Annotated in this window: 20 protein-coding genes; 5 read left to right on the forward strand and 15 right to left on the reverse strand. The window is 50.0% G+C overall.

Translation table 11 applies throughout. From position 1 onward, the window contains the following. Window positions 1–21: 21 nt before the first annotated feature. The 4 genes from CFERDRAFT_RS01175 to CFERDRAFT_RS01190 all read right to left on the reverse strand — a co-directional run bounded on the left by CFERDRAFT_RS01175 (window position 22) and on the right by CFERDRAFT_RS01190 (window position 3,593). Window positions 22–585, reverse strand: coding sequence for an aminodeoxychorismate/anthranilate synthase component II (locus CFERDRAFT_RS01175; RefSeq protein WP_006365347.1), 564 nt, complete (start codon window positions 583–585; stop codon window positions 22–24). A 17-nt stretch (window positions 586–602) separates the two neighbouring features. Next, window positions 603–1,853: a GlmU family protein gene (locus tag CFERDRAFT_RS01180; protein WP_006365348.1), complete on the reverse strand. Its 1,251-nt coding sequence runs from the start codon at window positions 1,851–1,853 to the stop codon at window positions 603–605. 262 nt (window positions 1,854–2,115) lie between these two features. After that, entirely contained in the window at window positions 2,116–3,054 is a 939-nt protein-coding gene (locus CFERDRAFT_RS01185; protein WP_006365349.1) for a diacylglycerol/lipid kinase family protein, read from the reverse strand. Between the two features lie 29 nt (window positions 3,055–3,083). Next, complete coding sequence (locus tag CFERDRAFT_RS01190) at window positions 3,084–3,593, reverse strand: low molecular weight protein-tyrosine-phosphatase (protein ID WP_050770594.1); 510 nt, start codon at window positions 3,591–3,593, stop codon at window positions 3,084–3,086. Window positions 3,594–3,842: 249 nt separating this feature from the next. On the opposite strand from CFERDRAFT_RS01190, the gene CFERDRAFT_RS01195 reads away from it, so the two are divergent. After that, a complete protein-coding gene (locus CFERDRAFT_RS01195) occupies window positions 3,843–5,069 on the forward strand; it encodes a helix-turn-helix transcriptional regulator (RefSeq protein ID WP_006365351.1) in 1,227 nt (408 codons plus the stop codon). Window positions 5,070–5,367: 298 nt separating this feature from the next. Beyond that, window positions 5,368–5,871 (forward strand): helix-turn-helix transcriptional regulator, encoded by a 504-nt coding sequence (locus CFERDRAFT_RS01200; protein ID WP_006365352.1) that lies wholly within the window; start codon window positions 5,368–5,370, stop codon window positions 5,869–5,871. Between the two features lie 33 nt (window positions 5,872–5,904). Here CFERDRAFT_RS01200 and CFERDRAFT_RS01205 read toward each other — a convergent pair whose 3' ends face one another. The 3 genes from CFERDRAFT_RS01205 to recG all read right to left on the reverse strand — a co-directional run bounded on the left by CFERDRAFT_RS01205 (window position 5,905) and on the right by recG (window position 10,483). Further along, window positions 5,905–7,281, reverse strand: coding sequence for an NAD-dependent succinate-semialdehyde dehydrogenase (locus tag CFERDRAFT_RS01205; protein ID WP_006365353.1), 1,377 nt, complete (start codon window positions 7,279–7,281; stop codon window positions 5,905–5,907). An 85-nt stretch (window positions 7,282–7,366) separates the two neighbouring features. Continuing rightward, window positions 7,367–8,317: a ribosome small subunit-dependent GTPase A gene (gene rsgA, locus CFERDRAFT_RS01210; RefSeq protein WP_006365354.1), complete on the reverse strand. Its 951-nt coding sequence runs from the start codon at window positions 8,315–8,317 to the stop codon at window positions 7,367–7,369. 45 nt (window positions 8,318–8,362) lie between these two features. Next, complete coding sequence (gene recG, locus CFERDRAFT_RS01215; RefSeq protein WP_006365355.1) at window positions 8,363–10,483, reverse strand: ATP-dependent DNA helicase RecG; 2,121 nt, start codon at window positions 10,481–10,483, stop codon at window positions 8,363–8,365. 102 nt (window positions 10,484–10,585) lie between these two features. Between recG and rpmE the strand changes: the two genes are divergently transcribed. Further along, on the forward strand, window positions 10,586–10,813 hold the full coding sequence (gene rpmE / locus CFERDRAFT_RS01220; protein WP_040432833.1) for a 50S ribosomal protein L31: 228 nt from the start codon (window positions 10,586–10,588) through the stop codon (window positions 10,811–10,813). Between the two features lie 50 nt (window positions 10,814–10,863). Next, complete coding sequence (gene frr / locus CFERDRAFT_RS01225) at window positions 10,864–11,424, forward strand: ribosome recycling factor (protein WP_006365357.1); 561 nt, start codon at window positions 10,864–10,866, stop codon at window positions 11,422–11,424. 170 nt (window positions 11,425–11,594) lie between these two features. Here the strand turns inward: frr and CFERDRAFT_RS01230 are convergent, their stop codons facing one another. The 5 genes from CFERDRAFT_RS01230 to CFERDRAFT_RS01250 form a co-directional block, all read right to left on the reverse strand. Continuing rightward, a complete protein-coding gene (locus CFERDRAFT_RS01230; RefSeq protein ID WP_006365358.1) occupies window positions 11,595–13,682 on the reverse strand; it encodes a putative Ig domain-containing protein in 2,088 nt (695 codons plus the stop codon). A gap of 20 nt (window positions 13,683–13,702) precedes the next feature. Next, on the reverse strand, window positions 13,703–15,106 hold the full coding sequence (locus CFERDRAFT_RS01235; RefSeq protein WP_156777952.1) for a hypothetical protein: 1,404 nt from the start codon (window positions 15,104–15,106) through the stop codon (window positions 13,703–13,705). A gap of 395 nt (window positions 15,107–15,501) precedes the next feature. After that, entirely contained in the window at window positions 15,502–15,789 is a 288-nt protein-coding gene (locus CFERDRAFT_RS12665; protein WP_040432835.1) for a DUF4372 domain-containing protein, read from the reverse strand. 641 nt (window positions 15,790–16,430) lie between these two features. Next, entirely contained in the window at window positions 16,431–17,666 is a 1,236-nt protein-coding gene (gene bchY, locus CFERDRAFT_RS01245; protein WP_006365360.1) for a chlorophyllide a reductase subunit Y, read from the reverse strand. After that, on the reverse strand, window positions 17,647–18,654 hold the full coding sequence (locus tag CFERDRAFT_RS01250) for an SPOR domain-containing protein (protein ID WP_006365361.1): 1,008 nt from the start codon (window positions 18,652–18,654) through the stop codon (window positions 17,647–17,649). Before CFERDRAFT_RS01250 ends, bchY begins: the two co-directional genes overlap by 20 nt. A gap of 319 nt (window positions 18,655–18,973) precedes the next feature. Between CFERDRAFT_RS01250 and xseA the strand changes: the two genes are divergently transcribed. Next, complete coding sequence (gene xseA, locus CFERDRAFT_RS01260) at window positions 18,974–20,179, forward strand: exodeoxyribonuclease VII large subunit (RefSeq protein ID WP_006365362.1); 1,206 nt, start codon at window positions 18,974–18,976, stop codon at window positions 20,177–20,179. Window positions 20,180–20,311: 132 nt separating this feature from the next. Here the strand turns inward: xseA and CFERDRAFT_RS01265 are convergent, their stop codons facing one another. The 3 genes from CFERDRAFT_RS01265 to dtd all read right to left on the reverse strand — a co-directional run bounded on the left by CFERDRAFT_RS01265 (window position 20,312) and on the right by dtd (window position 22,245). After that, window positions 20,312–20,944, reverse strand: coding sequence for an Lcl C-terminal domain-containing protein (locus CFERDRAFT_RS01265; RefSeq protein ID WP_006365363.1), 633 nt, complete (start codon window positions 20,942–20,944; stop codon window positions 20,312–20,314). 108 nt (window positions 20,945–21,052) lie between these two features. After that, window positions 21,053–21,796: a 3-deoxy-manno-octulosonate cytidylyltransferase gene (gene kdsB, locus CFERDRAFT_RS01270; RefSeq protein ID WP_006365364.1), complete on the reverse strand. Its 744-nt coding sequence runs from the start codon at window positions 21,794–21,796 to the stop codon at window positions 21,053–21,055. Beyond that, a complete protein-coding gene (dtd, locus tag CFERDRAFT_RS01275; RefSeq protein ID WP_006365365.1) occupies window positions 21,793–22,245 on the reverse strand; it encodes a D-aminoacyl-tRNA deacylase in 453 nt (150 codons plus the stop codon). Before dtd ends, kdsB begins: the two co-directional genes overlap by 4 nt. Window positions 22,246–22,297: the final 52 nt, after the last annotated feature.

Here is a 22,297-nt window from a genome sequence, read left to right on the forward strand (position 1 = left end):
TCAACTCCTTTCAGCCGGATACTACAGTTCAAGAAAATTTCTGATGATCTTTTTCCCTTCGGCAGTCATGATCGATTCGGGATGAAACTGGACGCCATAGAGCAGAAACTGCTCCGAATCCATTCCCATAATGACCCCGTCTTCAGTCCAGGCCCGGATGGCAAGGGTATCAGGAAGTGTCTCCCGTTCAACAATAAGCGAGTGGTACCTGGTAGCAACGAAAGGATTGTCAACCCCGGCAAAAATCCCCCGGTTGTCATGATAGACCAGAGAGGTCTTGCCATGCATGATACTGGCCGCACGCACCACCTTTCCGCCAAGCGCTGCACCGATTGACTGGTGACCGAGGCATACTCCGAGGAGAGGTATGCGACCCTTCACTTCGTGAATCAGAGGCACTGAAACTCCCGCGTCATCAGGAGTACCCGGTCCGGGAGAGATCACAATCTTGGCCGGAGATCGTGCTATAATCTCCTCGACAGAGAGCTCATCATTGCGATAGACCTCAACCGTTTCACCGGACTCTCCGATATACTGAACAAGGTTATAGGTAAATGAATCATAGTTGTCAACAACAAGAATCATGGATATCCGCTTAAACGTTATACAAATAGCTGAAGTGTACGTTCCGTTCCGGCGACAAAACGGAACATGGCCTCATAAGCGCTGCTCATCACAACCTGGCGGCGCTCCATGACCTTTCTTGCCGTCTGAACAGCCCGCTCAATCTCATAGGGGACAAATCCCCTGTGACCACCCCAGGAAAAAGAGGGCACCTCTTTCGGGGGAAACCCTCCATCAAAAACATTTGCCCCGGTTCCGACAACGGTTCCGGTGTTGAACATGGAGTTGATGGAGCTTTTACAGTGATCCCCCATCAACAGTCCGAGAAACTGCAAACCGGTCATCTGTTCGCGGCCATTGAGCAGAAGGGTGATCCGGCTGTAATTATTTTTAAGATCGCTTGTATTGGTACCCGCCCCGAGGTTGCACCATGACGAGATATAGGAGTGACCGAGAAAACCATCGTGCTGTTTGTTGGCAAACGGCTCGATAATGGAGTCTTCAACCTCTCCTCCGATTCGGGAGGCGGTCCCGATAAAAACATTGCTGTATATTTTAGCGCCGATCTTTGCCCGTGACCAGGGGGACAGAAAAACATTCTGCATCAGCACGGCCTGCGGATCCACAACCGCACCGGCACCGATGGCAACAAAACCATCATCGGCATCAAGCACCGCACCGGCGCGGACAACCGCACCGGGACCAACATAGATATTCGAACGGTTAACAATAGCGGCCGCCGGGTGAACATCGCCTTCAATACGACCAAGTTCGAGGGTTGCGGCGTCCCGCTGCAGTTCATCGGTGTGATAGGCGATAACATCCCAGATGTTGCTGATCAGCCTGAACCCCGTAACCGCCTCCGTAACAAGCTCGGCAGCAATCCGGCGGGTATCGATGAGGTCCGGCATCATACCGGATTCATCGGTAATGAGACTCCTCTGCACCCGGGCAAAGAGCAGATCACTGCCCTGCATATAACCCCTGCCCGATTCAAGGGCACCATCAATAATTATCCCGGCAGCGGTCTCCTCACAGACCAGCCGGCCGTTGACCAGCAGCAGATCATCCTCGACTACTCTGTTGATAACACATTCGGGGTGCTGTTCAGCATAGAACGGGGCAAGATAGCGGCGAAGATGCCAGCCAAGCGTCACCTCACCCCGGGTGAAGTGCTCAAACTTTTCGCGAAGAGAGCGGAAACCGGTATGGAGGCCGTAAACCGGCTTGAGATTGACAAGCGGCTTCAGTTCATGAACCCTGGTGTCTTCAAAAATGATAACCTGCATTCTGCAAAGGGCGTATTTTACTATTTACCGTCAGGATATTTACAGCAGCTCGTGTTACTCGATGGTGTGCAGGTAACAAAACTGTGACAAGAACGCGGCAAAAATTCGAGAAAGAAAAAACGGCTGCTGATGGTAAAGGTAAATCCAACAAACCGTAAAGTAAACAGAAAGCCAAAAATGAGACTATTGACTTAAGGTACGACAAATAGAGAAAGTTTTGCAATTCGAGCGCATCGGAAGCTGTCGGAAGGAGCGCGAGACATTACGCATTTTTTGGCTCAGAGTCCTCTGAAAGGTCACAGAGCATCGTGATGCCATTTGGCACAACCGATATGGCAACCCTGCCCTGAATGTCATCATAGACCTCTCCATCCATATGCATGACATCGGGCTCCGTCAGGGTGACGTCAACAGCTTTCGCCTTGCAGTAAATCACTTTAGGATCGCTGATCTGGGTTCCGTTGAGGTATTTGAACACATAGGGGAAAAACTCGAGTTTCGTGATCCCCTTGAGAATACACACATCCAGCAAACCATCCGTAATTTCGGCCTGAGGTGCAATCCGGAACTTCCCGCCCTCAACTTTGCCGTTCGAAACCGAAAAAGCAAAAACCGGCTCATCAAGCTCCAGAACAGAGTTTTCAAGCGTGATGGTAATCTTCATTTTCGGTGCCGAATAGCCTGCAAGCACTGTCAAAAGCGCATAGAGGTAGGCAAGCTCTCCTTTCAGCCAGGGCGCACCCTTGACACTCTTGGCGACCCTGCCGGTAAAACCGATACCGAGGGAGTTGATGAAAAAGCGGTTATCAGAATTTGCGAATGCCACTCTGCCGAGATCAACCTCCCTGCTCCCGGAATTAAAAAAATGGCTGATACCCCGCCGCTGCCTCCTGGCAGGATTCAGGGTTTTGATAAAATCATTACCCGACCCGAAGGGCAATATCCCGACCGTACACCCTTCGCCGGCAACAGCATTGACTACTTCATGAAGCGTACCGTCACCACCGCACGAAATAATGCTGGTACGCTGACGGTGTTCGGCCCGGGCAATCACTCCTGCATGGCCTGCATGAGTGGTTCTGACCATCACGGACTCCTGACTTTCAGTCACAAGGGCTTCAAGCCATGCTGACTTACGGGAGGCCCGGCCCTTGTCTGCAGCGGGATTGAAAATAAAAAGGTAACGGGAACGGTTCGTCATTCTGGGTACATAAAAAAATCATCTGAAATTCAGCTCCTCCCGGAGTGCTGTGCAAGATACGGGTAATGCTCGAACATCCGCTCAAGAATCTGTTCACATGCCAGAGAGAGATCCTCTGCGACACCTTCAAACTCCCTGAACGTCCCGTAATAGGGGTCTGCAACCTCGTCACCGGAACGGCCCTCAACAAACTCCAGTACCCTGTGGATACGGGGTTGATCGTGAGACGGAAAAAAAGTCAGTATCTCCTCATAATTCTCGTGATCCATGGTAAATATCCAGTCATACTCATGCAGATCATGCTCCCGGGCACCACGGGCCCGCACTGAAGAGATATCAATCCCAAGCGGCTGGAGCACCGCTATGGCACGATCATCAGGCGGTGAACCCTCCTGGTAACTGACTGTACCGGCGGAACTGACTGAAAAAAAGTGCCGGAGATCATGTCGAACAAGCAGATCACAAAAAACACCTTCCGCCATTGGAGAACGGCAGATGTTTTCATAGCAGATAAAAACAACCCTGATTTTATTAATAATATTTTCGTTTTATTATTCAGACAATATTATTCTTGCAATAAGAAGAACAAGCACTCTCCTGCAGGTAAAATTATATGCAAGTATGAATACAATATCTTGCAAAAAAAGGAAATACCGGCACTGCTCATGAAGCGATCCTCTCTACGATATCAACATGAAACGCTTGCTGTCTATAACAAACAGTGCGCAGATCACCGGTACGAAAAAGCCTCAGGGGGAGTTTTGATAACAAGCGTTTTGGACTGAAACATGAAAAAATGCCCGGTATCAAAATTGCCCGTACAGGAAAAACCTGAATGGATCTCTCCGCATAGTGAAGATGGCTATAACACCATATTCAAGTGCATCGGCGAGGACATCGTGCTGATGTCACACCAGGCGAACAGGGATATTACTCTTGCCGGTATTAAAATCAACCGGTTTCAGGATGTGCTCACTGATCTTGAGCTGACCGATAAACCCCTCTATATCATTGCGGACTTTGAACATGTAAGAGCCATAGCATACAGGTACAAAAAAGATATGCTCAACTTCATCTACAATTGGGGCCGCAATATCCGGCTTGCCGTACTCTACAATATCCATCCCGATATCGCAATTGAGATGGAAACCTTCCAGTCTCTTTCTTCTGAAAAAACCAGGCTTCTCTGTGCTGAAAACTATAGAGAAGCCTTAGAGACCGTGCTCTCATTCAAATCAGGCAAGCCCTTCCCTGCCTCTCAGGAAAACAGTAAGGACAAAAGCTATGAACTGCTCAAAAACGAGTTTCTCGCCGTTACAGCCCGTATGAGTCTCCTGCAGATGACAAACCAGCAGATCAATATCCCTCCTGCTGAAAACAGCCTTCATCCTTTTTTCAGGGCAATTAAAAGTCTGCAAAGTGATCTGCATGCCCTCAACAAAGAGCATCAGCTGCAGCTGGAACAGTTGAAAACCGAATATGAAGAACAACTATCCAAAACAAATATCCGGTTGAACGCAGAGATCGAACTGAACAGACAAACGATCTGTAATCTCGAACAGGAAAAGAGCTCCCTGAAAGGGAAAATTGCCGTTCAGGAGATTGAACTCAACAGGGTATCCGCAGCGGTCAATAAAAACAGCACGGTGGCCGAGAAGCTGTGCAGCACCATTCATATACTTGACATTGACCCTGAAGTAAAACAAAAGATGTTAACGATTTGCAGGTCACTGATTGCAGCGGAAACATTTGAAACACGTTACGTCAATCCGGCGATTGACGTAAACGATTCAGAATTCCTTCTGCAGCTTCAGAAAAAATACCCCGGCCTTAATCATCGGGAACTGAGGCTCGCACTGCTGGTAAAAATGAATTACAACAACACGCAGATTGCCCGTACACTCGGCATATCAAAACGTGGTGCTGAAAGTATCCGTTACCGCATGCATAAAAAACTGGGCATTAAAAAACATCAGTCAATCAAGAACTGTCTTCTTGAGATTACAGCACCATAACATCCACTGATCATTGACGATCAGTGGCGTATTGCCTCCAGTGCGGCTCTTACTGAAATTCCGGATAAAGTGATACTTAATGGCGTGAATATCATATAAAGAAGAGTACTTTTTAAAAAAAAGAGTAAAATATGTTCGTTTTAATGAATTTATTACACATATTACACTTACCAACACGTCAAAGCGAACGGCATTAAGATAATGAAGACGCGCCGCCGGTAGGCTCCGGGATTTGAATCTTTTAGCGTTATCGTGACAGATCAAGTCGAACATCGAAAAAAACCAGAAAAGTATTACAATGACTACCAATGCAGAACTGAACAAAAAGTCCACTCTCGAATTCGAAAAAGAGATCGCAGAGCTTAAAACCCGGATTGCTACACAGGATATGGAGCTCACAAGAGTCTCGACCGCAATCGCAGAAAAAACCACAGCCCTCCGTAATCTGCTCGACCAGATATACGCGCTGGAAATAGATACCAATATCAAAAGGGAGATGACCGACTCTTGCCTGAGCCTGATCGAGACGGAAACTATTGAAAAACGGCTGAACATCGAACTGACCGAGTCAGACTCTTTCTTTTTATCCAGGCTTCAGAAAAAACATCCCAATCTCAACCAGCGTGAACTGAGAATAAGCCTGCTGGTTAAACTTAACTACGACACAAGGGAGATTGCCCGTTCTGTCGGTATAACGACCAGAGGCATGGAAAGCATCCGCTACAGAATGCACAAAAAGCTTTCTCTTGGAAAACACCAGTCAATAAAAACCTACCTCTCCGATTTCGCTGTATCACTCTAAGCGATCGATCGACATGTTTTACCATAAAAAGCTTCAGCTCACACTGAAGCTTTTTACGTTTACGAACTCACGAATCCCGTAAAGCGCGAGCTCACGTCCATATCCCGACTCCTTGATACCCCCGAACGGCATTGCCGGATCCGATTTCACCATACTGTTGATAAAGCAGTTCCCGGCATCAAGCTGATCAGCAACCGCAAGCGCCCTGTCGGTACTGGCTGAAAAAACCGCTGAGCCCAGTCCGTAGGGAGTGTCATTGGCTATACGAACCGCTTCATGGTCATCGTGAGCTTCAATAAGGGTTGCAACCGGACCGAATGTCTCTTCACTGTAGGTCACCATCCCCTTGCAAACTCCGGAGAGGAGTGTCGGAGGATAGAAAAATCCGCGCCCTGAAGGGAGTTCTCCGCCGCAGAGCAGCCGTGCACCCCCGGAGAGAGTCCGGAGAACCTGCTGGTGAAGCTGAAGGCGAAGATCCGCGCGTGCAAGCGGACCGACGTCAACTGCAGGGTCGAAAGGATCGCCCATCACGGAGGAGTGCATCCGCTGCAGCAGAAGATTTTCAAACTCACTGAACACTCTGGAGTGCACAATAAAACGTTTGGCGGAAATACAGCTTTGACCGCTGTTCAGAAGACGGGACGCCGCACAGAGTGCAACGGCCCGGTTCAACTCGGCATCATCAAGCACGATATAGGGATCACTGCCGCCAAGCTCAAGAACAGTTCTTTTCAGCGCCCTCCCGGCCTTTGCGGCAACAGCACGTCCGGCAGCGGTGCTTCCGGTGAGCGATACCCCCTGCACAGAAGGATGGTCAATCATGAAACCGCTCAGACGGTCAACATCCTCAAGATCCGTATGAACTGCCCGGTAGAGATGTTCCGGAAACCCTGCATCACGGAAAAGCTGTTCAATGGCAATCGCTGAACCGGTTACATTGGGGGCATGTTTAAGCAAAACACCGTTGCCGGCCATGATTGCCGGTACGGCAAACCGGAAGACCTGCCAGAAGGGGAAATTCCAGGGCATGATACCGAGCACAAGACCGATCGGCTCAAATTTAACTACACCCTTTGCTCCGCCGTCAAGCTCACTGCGTTCCGGCTTTAAAAACGACTCGGCATGCTCTGCATAGTAGTCACAGACCAGGGCTGATTTCTGCACTTCGGCAACCGCCTGTGAAAACGGCTTGCCCATTTCGAGGCTTATCTGTGCTGCATGCCTCTCTTTTTCAACACGAAGAAGTGTTGCCAGCCGCTTCATCAGTTCAACGCGCCTGAAGAGTGGCTCTTTTTTCCAGAAACGGTACTCCCGGTCGGCAGAAGTAATAACGGCTTCAATCTGGGCGGATGTCATCACGGAATATTCGGCAATCGGTTCTTCCGTAGAGGGATTGACGGTAATGATCATGGAGCGTAAGGGTTCAAAATGGGTAAGGTGCTGTTCGATAAACAAGATGATCCGGAGTGACGGGAACCGGATGAACCGGTTTCAGTCACTCCAGGCTGTAGTAGATTGCAAGATAACTCTCATAACGTGCCGGATCAATGCCTCCTGCATGAACCGCTCTCTGAACTCCGCATCCCGGCTCCTCAGTATGCGAACACGAAGAGAATGCGCAATCAGGCATAACGGCAAGAAACTCCCTGAAATAAAACCGCAGATTTTCCCTGGTGATGTCGGAAAGATTAAACTCCCGGATTCCAGGAGTATCAATCACATAACCGCCATCGGGAAGCGGAAGCATCACCGAATTGCTGGTGGTGTGGACCCCTTTTCCGGTCTTCAGGTTGGTTCTTCGCGTTTTGAGCTGTTTGTGTCCAAAAAGCAGATTAATCAGGGTTGACTTTCCGACTCCGGAATGACCGCTGAATGCGGAAAGTTTGCCGCCAAGGGCCTGCCGAAGCGGCTGGAGTGATGCCTGCTCACAGACACTGGTATAAAAAACAGAATACCCGAGTTGATGGTAAGGCTCCATCAAGGCAGCAATAAGTGCAGCGTCTGCAAGATCCATCTTGTTCACAACAATGAGCACATCAAGCTGCTCGGACTCTGCAAACGCCAGATAACGATCGACCAGACGGGTGCTGAGGGGCGGATCAAACGATGAAACCACAACAACCAGCTGATCAATATTGGCCGCGATAACCTGAATTTTCTCCTTGCTGCGATTTCGGCGAATATCCCTTTTTCTTGTCAGGGCGCTCCTGCGCTGCTTCACCAGTGTAATAACCGCTTCAAACTGCTCTCTGCCGGTCTCCGTCACCTTGAGTTCAACCCGGTCGCCGACAGCAACAAGAGAGGTCTCCTCATTCTCCGTCTTTGTTCCGGGATAGGTGCGGCTCCGGAACACGCTATCATCATCAGCAACTACCGTATAGGTTGATCCTGTCGCTTCGGTAACCAGACCGCTGCATGTTCCGGGCTGCTCATTTTTCTGTTCCATATCGTATTACAATAACATCGTAACGTATTGCCAGTTTCCCATGCATTATCCGATATCAGCCAGCGTAACCCGATCCTGGTAGTAACGGAGGTAGTGCGCCTTGATAACGCCATGCTCTGCCGCCCTCAACTGAGCATCCTCTGCGATAACCCTGAAGGCAGCAATGCGGGCCGACTGCATGATATCAAAATCTCTCGTCAGATCAGCAATCCTCAGCCCGTTTAACGGGCCCGACTGCTCTTTTCCCAGGACATTGCCAACCCCCCGGATTCTTGCATCAATTTCTGAAATAATAAAACCGTCATTGGTCGATACCATTGCCTCAAGGCGTTCACGGGCCTCCGCTGTCGGCATGGAACAGATCAGAAAACAGGTGGAGCCGTGCTCGCCACGACCGACACGGCCTCGGAGCTGATGGAGTTGTGCAAGCCCGAAACGCTCGGCATGCTCGATAACCATAACCGTGGCATTCGGAACATCAACACCCACCTCGATAACCGTTGTCCCCACAAGCAGATCAACTTCACCCCGGCGGAACTCATCCATCACCATCTCTTTACGGTCGGGGGTCAACTGACCATGAATCAATCCCAGACGGAGATCAGGAAATACCGAAGATGACAGCTCCTCAAAACTCTCCACCGCAGCTTTCAGGTCCATCTTTTCCGACTCCTCAACAAGAGGATAGACAATATAGCCCTGCCGTCCTTCCGCTACCTCACTGCGGAGAAAATCATAAACCTTTGCAAGCTCTTTTTCATAGCAGAGAGATGTCCTGACCGGGCGACGTCCGGCGGGCATCTGGCGGATAACCGATACATCAAGATCACCGAACACCCCCATGCTGAGGGTTCGGGGAATCGGTGTAGCCGTCATCAACAGCACATGGGGATTGACGGCCTTTTCACGCAGGGCTTTACGCTGAAGCACTCCGAAGCGGTGCTGTTCATCAATGACAACCAGCCCGAGCCCAGCATAGCTTACCTCCCCTTCAATCAGTGCATGAGTTCCGACGGCGATATGCAGCTCTCCGCTGCCGAGGGCTTCAAGGAGTGCCTGCCGCTCCTTTTTCCGCTGTTTGCCGGTCAGAAGCCCAACCCGCAGACCGAGTGGCTGAAATAACCGTTTCATGCTGAGATAGTGCTGGACGGCAAGAATCTCGGTAGGAGCCATAAATGCCGACTGCAGGCCATTATCGGCGGCCAGCGCCATGGCAAACATGGCAACAATGGTTTTGCCTGAACCGACATCACCCTGCAAGAGCCGGTTCATCGGGCTGCCGGTTTTAAGATCGCGATATATTTCACGAACAGCCTGCTTCTGGGCGTCCGTCAACTCGTAGGGAAGAGTCCGGTAGAGCTGTTCGGTCACAACCCCTGAGTGGGTAAAGATCACAGCTCGTTTACTGGTTCTCAACTCGCTCTGGCGGAGGGCAAACATCAACTGGACATAGAAGAGTTCACTCCACTTCATCCGGTAACGGGCAAGTTCGAGCGCTTCATGCGAAGAGGGAAAATGAATTTCATGATAGGCCTCCCGAAGCGGAAGAAGATGATAATCTGAAAGGATGGCCTGGCTGAGATTCTCTTCACTCCTCACCCGGTACTCATCAAACGCACGGGCAACAAGGGTACGCAACTGCTTTGAGGTAAGGCCTGCCTGCTTCATGGCATCAGTTGTCGGATAGATCGAAATGATCCTGCCGGTATGGTAGAGATCAAAATCACTGATCTCCCCCTCTCCCGGCTCATGCGGAGAGGCGGTCAGGCGGTCATAATCGGGATGCTGCATCTGTGCCTGACGTCCGAAATAACTCACCTTGCCGTGCACGGCAAGCGCATCTCCTGAAACAATGCTCCTGGAGAAAAAGCGCACTCCCCTGAACCAGGTAAGCTCAAGCTGACCCGTAGCATCACCAAGCCAGACCTTGAAGCGCGCCCGTCCCGGGTGAGTGCCTTCAAGCTGTGTTTTCAGTACGGTACCCACAACCGTCACCGTTTCACCATCGGCAAGATCCCTGATGCATTTCATGGCACTCCGGTCGAGATAACGGCGGGGAAAGTAGTTCAGGAGATCATCAACCGTCGAAATACCGATCTCTTTAAGAATTGAAGCCTTTTTTGAGCCGACACCCTTCAGATAGATTATTGATGCAGTAGCGCTCATATTAAAAGGTTGTATCTGGAGATGATTTCTTGTATATTTGCACCTTTACCATTTTACATGGCAGGCCATTTCATTTATTGTACGATAAAGTCAACGAAAGTCATGAAACAAGATATTCACCCAAAGTATACAAGCGTCACCGTCAACTGCGCAAACTGCGGCAACAGCTTTGAAACCCGTTCTACCAGACCGACCATCAAAGTTGATATCTGCAACAACTGCCATCCGTTCTATACCGGCAAGCAGACCCTTGTTGACACCGCCGGACGCGTTGAACGTTTCAACAAACGCTTCGCAAAATCCACAGCAGCACAGGCAAGCGCCAAGTAAAGGCAGAGTTGCACTTGTCGGCAAACCAGCACTAACCCGTAGGAACAGTTATGAGTGTCAGGGATGTTGCTCAGAAAACTGAGCAGAAAATGAAAAAGACCATTGAGGCGTTTCAGCATGAGATCGCATCGATAAGAACAGGCAAGGCGACGACAGCTCTGCTTGATCGTGTCAAGGTGGAAGCCTACGGTCAGCAGATGCCGCTCAAACAGGTCGGGAATGTAGGGGTACTTGATGTTCATACCCTCATGGTTCAGGTCTGGGACAAGTCAATGGTTTCAGCTACCGAAAAAGCCATCCGTGACGCAAACCTCGGCCTCAATCCTTCCGCCGATGGTCAGAATATTCGGGTAAGCATTCCTCCTCTTACTGAAGAGCGCCGCAAAGAGTTTGTTAAGCTCACCAGAAAATTCGGAGAGGATTCTAAGATATCGCTCCGAAATCTTCGCCGCGACATGATTCATGAGATTGAAAAACTTGAAAAAGATAAAGCGATCAGCGAAGATGACAAAAATCGGGGCAAAAAGGAAGCCGATGAGCTGCTGCACAAATCCGAAAAACAGCTTACCGAGATAATGTCAGCCAAAGAGAAAGAGATCATGGAGGTATAAGCTTCGCATAAGAACTATTCTAATCAGTAGAAAGCCGGGAACCCCCCGGCTTTCTCTGTTTTTATTGGCATAATTCTCCTCCTTTTTATAAAAATGAATGGGTCGACGATATTCTCCAATCGCCCAGAAGAGTGTCTGAAATATTGCTATCCTCTTCGGATATCTTTTAGTTAAAAAGCCCGCACAGGACGGACCCGCTTCTTCTGCTCCTTGCTGAACCCGCCCTGGGTCGCAGTAGGAAAAAACAGATACCACGCAGTAATCGTAGAAGTGTTCGAAGAACTCCAGTAACCGTCAGAGGCAAAGCCCCCCACAGTGCTTTTTTGGATGTAAAGCTGGTACAACTCGTCCTTGCTCGGCAAGAACCAGTCGGCATATCCCCCGTTCGAATAGTTATCGCACATCGCTGCAGCTGTATATGGGTACGCAGATACTGACCATTTTGCCAGTATGGCTGTGGTATTGCCTTGCCCACTTCCAATCCCTGTACCTGTCCCGATTGATTGCCATGCATAATCAGTCGTATTTGAAACTAATGACTGCCCGGTGCTCCAACGGTAAAGTGTGTTGCTTGAATAAGACCATGCATCGGTGTAGGACACATTGATGTCTGCAGGTGCCGCAATAAGGCCATGCTTGGTGGCCGGTGTAGATGCCGGAATATTGCCTTGTTGATTTCCTGTCTCATTTATATAAAATACAATACCACCCTGATAGCTGTCGCCGATTGCTATAGCCGGAATGACGGTGAAGCTTACCGAGCTGGTGGTTGCGGCAATGATTTCGTCAGCTCCTTTTACTTCAAAAACAACATTCGCTGCTGAATAAGCGCTTGTCGGGGTACCCGTCACCTCTCCCGTTGAACCGTTCAGAGTCAATCCGGCAGGAAGTGTACCGGTTTTGACTCTGTAAGTATATGGCAATAGGCCGCCACTCGCCGTCAGGGGAGTAAAGCCGCTCATCGTTGCCCCGATAGTCAGGTTCTGAGCGGCGGTGTTGGCTGTTGCCGTAAGGACCTCACTCACCGTCAAGCTCACTGTACTGGTGGCTGCCGCTATAGCATTGTTGGCATCTCTTACTTCAAAAACAACATTCGCTGCTGAATAAGCGCTTGTCGGTGTACCCGTTACATCTCCCGTAGAGCCGTTCAATGTCAACCCGGCAGGTAGTGTACCGGTTTTGACGCGGTAGGTGTAAGGCTGTGTGCCACTGCTCGCCGTCAGCGGTGAAAATCCGGTCATTGCGACTCCGACCGTCAGTATCCGGGGTGCGGTATTGGCTGTTGCTGTAAGTGCATCATTCACAGTAAAGCTCACGGTACTGGTGGCAGCCTCTATAACATTGTTGAAGTCTGTTACTTCAAAAACCACATTCGCTGCTGACTGAGCGCTTGACGGTGTTCCCGTTACCTCTCCCGTAGAGCCGTTCAGTGTCAGCCCGGCAGGAAGTGTACCGGTTTTGACTCGGTAGGTATACGGCTGTGTGCCGCCGATCGCCGTTAGCGGAGTAAATCCAGTCATTGCGGCTCCGACCGTTAGGTTCCGGGGGTCGGTGTTGGCCGTTGTCGTGATATCCGAATTCACCGTAAAGCTCACGGTACTGGTGGCAGCCGCCAGAACATTGTTTGCATCTTTTACTTCAAAAACAACATCCGCTGCTGATTGAGCGCTTGACGGTGTTCCCGCTACTTCTCCCTTAGAGCCGTTCAGTGTCAACCCGGAAGGAAGTTTTCCGGTTTTAACGCTGTAGGTATATGGCTGTGTGCCGCCGATCGCCGTCAGCGGTGAAAAACTGCTCATCACTGCACCGACTGTCAGGTTCCGGGGGTCGGTGTTGGCCGTTGCCGTGATATCCGAATTCACCGTAAAGCTCACGGTACTGGTGGCAGCCGCCAGAACATTGTTTGCATCTTTTACTTCAAAAACAACATCCGCTGCTGACTGAGCACTTGACGGTGTTCCCGTTACCTCTCCCGTTGAGCTATTCAGTGTCAACCCGGCAGGAAGTGTACCGGTTTTGATGCTGTAGGTATACGGCAGTGTGCCGCTGCTTGCTGTCAACGGAGAAAAGCCGCTCATCACTGCACCGACCGTCAGGTTCCGTGACTCAGTGTTGGCTGTCGCGGTAATAGCCAGAGTAATCGTAATGCCGTTAATGGTAACCGCATTTGCATTCTGAGGAAAGAGAGCAAGACTCTGAACATTGATCAGGAACACACTCCAGATGAGGGCAGTCAGGGTTTTTCCAGGTAACATCATGCAGGTGCGCTTCAGGTTATTCAGTTACTGGTTTTTACGGCAACTGTATAGTTTTCGGGCATACTGTCAGTAACACTGATTACCCAAATATCACCACTAATTGCTGCAGAAGGAAACTGCCTGGTATGAATAACCACTTGCGTTGACGGAGTAGTGACAAGTGCTGAATAACTGTAAGGCGATCCGTTGCGCATTACACCTGTGATGGATGGAGAACCTTTGCCTACCGTGATGAAAACATCACCGGCACTGTTTACAGTAACACCTCCCGGCAATCCGGCCTTGCTTATTGTTGCTGCAAGAGTGACCGCAGTTGGGTCAACTTTAGCAAGAAAGGAGTTCGGAAGCTGTACCGGACGCGTGAGGGCATCAGCCAGCATGTTTGCACTGTCGCTGCTGCGGCTTGGCTTCATGCGTTGGGCAAGCGAGGCTGTCTGTTTGCCAACAGGGAGAGATATACGGCAGGTCAGCATAATACCGTCATTACCGGCAACTCCATTCTGCCCATGATTGTGATAGGCGCTGAGCTGCCAATTGCCAGTTTCAGCCGTAACACTTATTCGATTCTCCCCTGCTCCGGATCGGTAACCTGCACCAAGGAAAAGTTCAGAAGAGGGCTCATAAAACAGCTCAAAAGCGTAATAAACACTTTTGTTAAGCTCTCTGGTGCCGTCTGAGAAGGGGAATTCCAGCCGCTCATATCCAAAAGATCCTTTGATAATCAGACTGGAGAGCAAAGCTACCTGTGCATCTGCAGCCGCGCCAAACATCCTGCCCTCCGAGAGCTTGAGCGGATCATTCATGATAAAGTAGCTCGTGGCTGTTTCACGCATGAATGAGCGTGGAGCATCGGCAGATGACTTTTGTTTTGCCTGTGCACCCCATACCGAGAGCCCGATGGATTGCAGCTTGCCTCTTTCTGCGCTATCGTTGAGAATGTATTGCGAGGCAATGGAATAGCTGAACTGTTGGAGATCGATATTTGCATCCCCCGAGGGAAAACTGAAAATCTGATTGCCCCACAAATAGCCTCCGGAGGTTTTAATTCGGAAACCGGAATCAGGGATCTGCCACACACTGTTCACAACCAGATCCCTGCGATCATTGAAAAGGGTGATCGTGGAACCAACAGCAAACGGCTCCCAAAGCATGGTTGCAAACTCAAACTCTCCCCCGGCCATCGCACTGCCGATATCGGGTTTATAATAGACCATGCCCAAACCGGCTGTGGCGATGCTCTTGTTTCCATGGTACTGCATCCTTGCCCTCGCCGGACCGAGCACACCGGTTACCGATCCATCTGCCAGTGAAAAGGGAACGATGGGAAGCATGCTTGCAAAATCAGGCGTTGCCTTCCGGGATTGAGCGTTTGGATCGCTATTATTGGTGAAAGCGCCCATGCTTCCTGCTGCACTGGATACCATTCCGGCAAGATTAACAGACGCTCTTGAAAGTGGTTGACGGGCCTCCTGTTCCTGCGCAAGAAGTCGATAAGCCTGGTCTTGCGGAAAGGCACAAAATATAACAACCGCGAGAAGGCTTTTGGTGACAAAAGATAAAATATAATGGCATTTGCGGTTAATCCTTGCTCTCAATGAAGGCTGTGAGCCATGGTAATTGCAACAGTATTGCAATTTGATGCCCCCCTTGCGTTGATGGAGCTCGGCCAATGGGAAAAAGTGCTGACAAAGCTTGATAACGTCGACGGCAATTGAGCATGGTGAATTCCTGAGCAGCAATTTTTCATCAGGAGTTACTGCACGGTACCTGTCAAGCAGTTTGTAAAACAGACCTTCATAGCTTTTGTTTATGCGGCCTTTCATGACGTCAGACAAGGGGGACTTCGCTTTATATCTGACAGGCCGAGGTGATACCAGTTCTTAAAGTGGACGCCAAGACTGGTTGGAATACCCTTCAGAGATTGATGAACACTAATCTGAGCAATTAAACCGGTTAACAGTTTTTGACTGCCAGTGTAATACTTTCTGCAGTGGTTGCTTGGGTGCGGTTTTTGGAGTTCCTCAAATTCAAGTCTCGGAATAATCGTCACAAACTCATCAAAGAGAATGCCGGTAATTTCATGTTCAGGCCTGATATGTTTTGTCATTGCTTAACTTCTGTTAAAACGTTTTTTTGTTGCATGATCCGATTCTACTACTGCTGAACTTTCCGCTTGAATCCGGAGAGTCACAAGAAAAATTACCAGTGGTTCAAGCATATTTCATCTCTTTTTGATTCAAAATGCTGAAGCGTCTGGCTGTCAACTCCTGAAATCAGAGAAAGAGATTGCTCATTCTTCCTTATCATTTTGCACAGGGATACCGCTTTATATTTTAAAGCATTAATAATCAAACGAAATCAAAGAGAAATTAATTCCACAGAAATCGGGTATTGCATAACCCGAATTCATTAACAAGCATAAAAAAAGCCCTCAACTCAGGGGCTAAAGAGTTATTTCAAAAAAGGTAACGCAGTATTTCCATCTAATATTACACAACCTGACAGGCAGAGGACTATAGGGCAATAAAGTTTAACAACCCGTTATCAGCAGTTATTAGCATTACCAAAAGCGTAGACAGCAGATGATGTTTTGTTCTCCTTCCCGGGAAAGCAGATAGAAATTCATTTTGAATACACCGCTAGGAAGGATGACGCTACGGAATGCGGAAAAGCAGAAAAGAGAATAAAAAAAGCCAGTAAATTTCTCTACCGGCTTTATGAACCTGATTATGCAAAGCTAAAAGAGCTTCACGCAAAATACTCCTTCATCTTCATGAACACCTCTTTTTTGCCGAGAAGGCCGCTGATCATGCCGAGTACCGTTGCTGCTCCAGCTGCAAAAAAGAGCGGGCGGGCGGAAATATTGTTGGTATAGTAGATTGCCGGAATTCCCCGCTCTTTGGCAAAGCTGTCGAGTGAGGTGGTACCGATCACCAGATCCGGATGGTACTCCTCTACAGCCTGCATATCCTCTTCAAGATATTTGCGGTATCGGATCTCGGTTCCGAGCATGGAGAGCACCTTGTGATCCTCCTCGCCGAGCGCCATCCTCGAAATAGAGGTTGATGCATAGGGAACTTCAAGCCCGGCTTCCAGCAGAAGACGCACAACCGGCAGTTCATTGCCTTCATAACCGGCCACTATAACCTTTCCTTTAAGGTGCTTGAACTGATTGAGTACCTCTCTTGATTTCCGGGCCTCCTCTTCCGCAACAGCCTGAACCGTAGAGGGGTCAAGAGCGAGCGCCTCACCGATGCGGCCTATCCACTGCGCTGTAGCGTTGGCTCCGATCGGGTTTCCCTTGACAATTTTTACCCCATGCTCTTCAAGCAGCGAAACGGTTTTTTCATAAAAGGGATGCAGCACGGCACAAGCCTCTGCCTCTGCGGCCTCGATATAGTCCTCAAGCGATGATCCGGGGAGCACAATCACCGATTCGACACCGATTTTCTGCAGCACCGATCCAATGGTCATGGCATCAACCGGAAAAATCTCTCCAAGTACCACCAGCGATTTTGCTTTTTTCGGTGCGGCGAAATTCCCGAACCGCTTTAAGAGTGTGGCTACAGCAACATCCTTTGCCTCGGGATGGGTCCTGATCTGAAATGCAGGAAGACGGACAAGCAGCACTTCAGCATTTCCGGCCTTCCGGGGCAGCAGCTCCTCGGCAATCCCGGCCGTTTCAGCAACACAGGTACTGACAACCGGAATAAACCGTACCACAGGGTCGCGGGCAATCTCTTCAATGGTACGACGAAGATCATCAATCATGGTTCCGCCGGAAATCTGCACATTCATCAACTCCGGAGAGATGATGGATTTGCGGGCCGCATAGAAATGGGAGACAAACGTCAGCCCGTAAAGACAACCCTGGTCGGCAGCCAGACAGACCTGAACACCGTCAATTCTTGTCAATACCCTCAGCCCGCCGAAAGCCGGACACATGGACTGCGGGTGCAACGTGCTACAACTCTTTTTCTGCATGAAGAACAACCCTCTTGATAACATGTTGGATATATGCGCTGCCAGCCGTTTTTTCAGGCAGCCTTTTAAGATGTGCTGAAGCCTCCTCTCTGCCTGAAAACCTGCCCGTCGCGACCCTGTGGTATTTCACTGCCCCGGAGAATGCAGGCCAGACAAATGCCGCAATGCCCTTTGAACGCAAAGGGCTGATCTCTTTACGGGCGGTACTCCCGGAACGAAAGGTTGCCAGTATGATCGTATAGTCCTCTTTTTCAAGAACAAGAGAGTCAGCACCCCCGCCCTGAGCGGGTGTAACCGTTTCAGAACCGACCGGAGGATTGCTGTTCGGACTGACTGATGTTGTGGATTGTGAAAGAGTCGCAACAGAGAATGGAACGCTTTCAGCAAGCTGTCGGCCATAAAGAAAAACAAGCAGCAATCCGGCAGCTATCACTGCCGAAAAGAGAATCAGGGATGGAGCTGCTTTACCTCTGCTGCCGGTCGGGACCCGATCCTGCGGCAAAACAACAACCTCCTCCAGATCCTGATACTCCCTGTTCAACAGTGCTTCCAGAGAGCTCTCCGCAACAAACCCGTAACCTCCCTCCTGAAGCGTGAAACGGCCGAACCCGTTGAAAACCAGCTCCCGTTTCTCCTTGAATGCGCGGCCAAGAACTTTGGCAAGATTCCGGCCAAACCGGTTGGCATCGTCCGGACTCATCGACACTCTCGAAACAGCTATCCGCACGGTATCATCACCTCCGGAAATACCTCTCTCGAATATCATCCTGTTACAGGGGGGGGTATAAACCGTACCGGAAGCCGTGAGCTTTTTAACCGGTGCAAGCTTCCTGACCGCAAATCTGCCGAGACCCTTCACGGTGAGCTTTCCGCAAGCAAGAAACTCGGCAACCATGGCACCTGAAAAACTGTTCAGAAGAGCATGAGCCTCTTGACTCTCCATAGCAAGCAGACCCGCCAGCTCCTCAATAAAATCATGGTTGGTCATAACACGTCGCCCTTAAGCAATTGAGCGGTAAACGCTTTGCTGTGAATAAAAAACGAATATAACACTTCCCGCTGTAAATACGCGACCGCCTCCATATCTGATGGCTTCATGCTGCGCGGCTTCCCCGCCGTCCCTAACAACGTGAGGGATCTCCTGTGTTTCACCGCTCACTCCATCAGATTTCTCTCCCGAGTTCCTCGGGATTTGAAATGACACATCGGAACTCTCCTCCATTAAGAGCAAAGAATCAGCGGGTATTAGAGAATGATTTGCTTTATTACAGCATACATTTTTACGGTCACCTATCCTGTTTGCCGGCATGAGCACAGAGATTCTTTCGGTCAGTGAGCTGACTCAGCAGATAAAGTCAGAACTTGAAATGACTTTTCCTGCTGTCAAGGTCAAGGGTGAAATATCAAACTACAAGCGACACAGTTCGGGTCACAGTTATCTGACACTGAAAGACGACGGAGCCCAGATCCCGGCCGTTATCTGGAAAAACACCGGAATCAGGCTTGCCGTTGAACTCAGGGATGGCATCAATGTTGTGGCTGAAGGGCGACTTGAGGTCTACCCCCCGTCCGGGCGCTATCAGCTCATCTGTACTGCTGTGACTGCGGCCGGAGAGGGGGCTCTACAGCAGGCTTTTGCCGAACTCCTGCAAAAACTCGCAAAAGCCGGCTATTTCGCCGCAGAGCGGAAAAAGCCGATTCCCGCCATACCCGAAACTATCGCGCTCATCACCTCTTCCACCGGAGCGGTCATCGAGGATATGAGCAAGGTGCTTGAACGAAGATTTCCGGCAGCAAGAGTACTTCTCTATCCGGTCAAGGTTCAGGGAACCGATGCCGCCGAATCAGTAGCCGCAGGTATCGCCTGGTTCAACGAAACAAAAAATCCTGCACACCGGCCGGATGTTATCATTATCGCACGGGGAGGCGGTTCACTTGAAGATCTGCAGGCTTTCAACGGAGAGGTTGTGGCCAATGCCCTTTACCACTCATCTATTCCGGTAATCAGTGCCATCGGCCACGAAACCGATCTGACCATTGCTGATATGACCGCAGATCTCAGGGCCGGAACTCCCTCGATTGCCGCAGAACTGGCGGTACCTGATACAGGGGAGCTTCTCCGCCGGATTGAGACTCTGCAGTCAAAACAGGATCGGGCAGTACAGAACAAAGTTGAGGGAGCAGAACGTCAGATCTACTCTATCTGCAGCAGCTATGCCTTCAACCGCCCTCCGCTTCAGATGGAGCAGTTTGAGGAGCGGATCACCACCCTTCTTGACCGAACGACAACAACCATCAGGAACCGGTACAGTGAAAAGGCGGAGCGCTACGCATCCCTGCTTCAGCAGCTTGCACTGCTCGATTACAGAAAAACGCTTCAACGAGGCTATGCGCTTGTCAGAAAAGAGGGGAAATTCATGACCGGCATAGCAGAACTGCACCCTGACGACAGGGTTGATCTGCTCTTTCACGAAGGAACGGTGCCCGCCGTGATAAGCAGTGATCAGCAATGATTCCGGATTTGGGATTCTGAATTACGAATTGGTGTGTAGGGGCGATCCTGCGTGTTCGCCCTCTTGAAAATGAGGGCAATTTTTCTTCGTCGTTATGGTCGGTGAACTCCTTGTTCTCCTTTTCCTGATAGCCTAAAAAGCACGCACGGCACGCACACGACTGTAGTAGGACTTTGTTCCCCCTCCCTGATAACCATCGCTGAAGTACTGGTACCAGGCCGTATCACTGGTCATCTCGGAGGAGCTCCAGTAGTAGTCTCCGGCAAAGGAACCGCATAGCGCTCGGTTGATGTAGAGCTGGTTCAGTTCATCCTTGCTCGGAAGAAACCAGTCACTGAAACCACCACCCCGATATGCCCGTACCATAGCGGCAGCGCTTCTCGGATAGGTTGCTGCAGGATATTTCGCCAGGATCTTTGCGGTATTAGCTCTGCCCTGACCAAGTTCGGGTCTTGTATCAGAGAGTATCTGCATGGCATAATCACTGTTATTCACGGTTTCTTCCTGACCGGTACTCCAGCGATATACCCCCGCCCATGGTGACTTATTCCAGAGATCAGTATATCGGATAACGATGTCTTCAGGAGCAGCAATCAGGCCGTGCTGGCCGGTCACATCGATATAAAAGATGATCCCTCCCCCGTACTTGTCACCAATCCTGTATGAAGCCGCCCGGGATACCTCCGAGACCATCACCATACCGAAACAATAAATCAGAAACACGATCCATAATCGTATGAAAAGTGTTTTTGGTGAGATGCTCATGCTGGTTTCATAGTGAAGAAAGGGAAAAGACCATATCTGTCCGTTTTTGAAAATAACAATATCGTTCTATAAAAAAACAGATCGCCTTCTCGATCCGTTCTTCAGCGTTTAGCCGGGCAGATACCCCCTGATGATGGCACGAACCTGTTCAAGCTCTTCCGGTGTATTGACGCCGGGGTTGTCAACGCTTGTTGTGATACACCGGATTCGAAAACCGTTCTCCAGCAGGCGTAGCTGCTCAAGCGACTCCTCCTCTTCAAGCATCGATGGCTGAAGTGCCGCAAATTGCTCAAGAACATCCGCACTGAAGGCATAGAGCCCTATATGACGATAAAAGGTTGTCGTCGGCATCTTTGTTCTCGTGTATGGTATCGGACTGCGTGAAAAAAAGAGCGCAAACCCCTTGCGATCCATAACGACCTTCACCACATGAGGGTCCTCAATCTGACGCCGCTCATCGGGCTGCATGGGAAAAACAAGGGTAGAGCAATCCGGGGGGTTTGCAGAAAAAAACGGCTGAAGCGCAAGATCGATATTTTCAGGACTGATAAGCGGTTCATCACCCTGCAGATTGACAAAAACATCTCCTCCGGTCACTCTTGCCGCTTCAGCAATCCGCTCTGTGCCGCAGCGTGCCGAGGGCGAAGTCATAACAACTTCAGCTCCCCGCTCTTCCAGAACAGAAGCGATCTCCTGACTGTCGGTAGCAACAACAACGCGCGCTGCAAGCCGGGATTTAAGCGCCTGCCGCCAGGTACGGACAATGAGCGGTTCCCCCTCAAGATCGGCAAGCATTTTTTTTTCAAGACGGCTGGAATCAAGCCTGGCAGGAATAAGAATTACAGCTTTCATGTGGAGAGTGGAGTATCAAGAATCAAGGTTACGGGGCCGTCATTGACCAGAGCGACCTGCATATCCGCCCCATACCATCCGCTCCTGACCGGCTTGGCAATCTGCAGGCCAACCATCCGGATAAAACTTTCGTAAAGCGGCTGAGCAACGTCAAATCGGGCTGAACCTGAAAAACCCGGCCGGTTGCCCCGGCTTGTATCGGCATAGAGTGTAAACTGTGAAACAACCAGAACCTCTCCTTCACTCTCTGTGAGCGAAAGATTCATTTTACCCTCACCGTCATTAAAAATCCGTAAACCGGCAATCTTGCGGCACATCCATTCGACCTCCGCCATACCGTCACCGGGAGCAATACCAAGCAGAACAAGCATACCCGGACCGATCCCGGAGTATCGAGCGTCACTTGCAGAGACACTTGCGGAGAGCACTCTCTGAACCACAGCTCTCATAGAGCACCTTTTTTAATCTGTTCCGTAGTTCGATGATTACGTGGCCCCGACA

This window comes from Chlorobium ferrooxidans DSM 13031 (genome assembly GCF_000168715.1).
GTDB lineage: Bacteria > Bacteroidota > Chlorobiia > Chlorobiales > Chlorobiaceae > Chlorobium > Chlorobium ferrooxidans.

What these genes read in the sequence shown, in the direction of transcription:
- CFERDRAFT_RS01175 (WP_006365347.1), bottom strand. Translation starts at nt 585, where the DNA reads ATGATTCTTGTTGTTGACAACTATGATTCATTTACCTATAACCTTGTT.
- CFERDRAFT_RS01180 (WP_006365348.1), bottom strand. Translation starts at nt 1,853, where the DNA reads ATGCAGGTTATCATTTTTGAAGACACCAGGGTTCATGAACTGAAGCCG.
- CFERDRAFT_RS01185 (WP_006365349.1), bottom strand. Translation starts at nt 3,054, where the DNA reads ATGACGAACCGTTCCCGTTACCTTTTTATTTTCAATCCCGCTGCAGAC.
- CFERDRAFT_RS01195 (WP_006365351.1), top strand. Translation starts at nt 3,843, where the DNA reads ATGAAAAAATGCCCGGTATCAAAATTGCCCGTACAGGAAAAACCTGAA.
- CFERDRAFT_RS01200 (WP_006365352.1), top strand. Translation starts at nt 5,368, where the DNA reads ATGACTACCAATGCAGAACTGAACAAAAAGTCCACTCTCGAATTCGAA.
- CFERDRAFT_RS01205 (WP_006365353.1), bottom strand. Translation starts at nt 7,281, where the DNA reads ATGATCATTACCGTCAATCCCTCTACGGAAGAACCGATTGCCGAATAT.
- rsgA (WP_006365354.1), bottom strand. Translation starts at nt 8,317, where the DNA reads ATGGAACAGAAAAATGAGCAGCCCGGAACATGCAGCGGTCTGGTTACC.
- recG (WP_006365355.1), bottom strand. Translation starts at nt 10,483, where the DNA reads ATGAGCGCTACTGCATCAATAATCTATCTGAAGGGTGTCGGCTCAAAA.
- rpmE (WP_040432833.1), top strand. Translation starts at nt 10,586, where the DNA reads ATGAAACAAGATATTCACCCAAAGTATACAAGCGTCACCGTCAACTGC.
- frr (WP_006365357.1), top strand. Translation starts at nt 10,864, where the DNA reads ATGAGTGTCAGGGATGTTGCTCAGAAAACTGAGCAGAAAATGAAAAAG.
- CFERDRAFT_RS01230 (WP_006365358.1), bottom strand. Translation starts at nt 13,682, where the DNA reads ATGATGTTACCTGGAAAAACCCTGACTGCCCTCATCTGGAGTGTGTTC.
- CFERDRAFT_RS01235 (WP_156777952.1), bottom strand. Translation starts at nt 15,106, where the DNA reads ATGGTATCCAGTGCAGCAGGAAGCATGGGCGCTTTCACCAATAATAGC.
- CFERDRAFT_RS12665 (WP_040432835.1), bottom strand. Translation starts at nt 15,789, where the DNA reads ATGACAAAACATATCAGGCCTGAACATGAAATTACCGGCATTCTCTTT.
- bchY (WP_006365360.1), bottom strand. Translation starts at nt 17,666, where the DNA reads ATGCAGAAAAAGAGTTGTAGCACGTTGCACCCGCAGTCCATGTGTCCG.
- CFERDRAFT_RS01250 (WP_006365361.1), bottom strand. Translation starts at nt 18,654, where the DNA reads ATGACCAACCATGATTTTATTGAGGAGCTGGCGGGTCTGCTTGCTATG.
- xseA (WP_006365362.1), top strand. Translation starts at nt 18,974, where the DNA reads ATGAGCACAGAGATTCTTTCGGTCAGTGAGCTGACTCAGCAGATAAAG.
- CFERDRAFT_RS01265 (WP_006365363.1), bottom strand. Translation starts at nt 20,944, where the DNA reads ATGAGCATCTCACCAAAAACACTTTTCATACGATTATGGATCGTGTTT.
- kdsB (WP_006365364.1), bottom strand. Translation starts at nt 21,796, where the DNA reads ATGAAAGCTGTAATTCTTATTCCTGCCAGGCTTGATTCCAGCCGTCTT.
- dtd (WP_006365365.1), bottom strand. Translation starts at nt 22,245, where the DNA reads ATGAGAGCTGTGGTTCAGAGAGTGCTCTCCGCAAGTGTCTCTGCAAGT.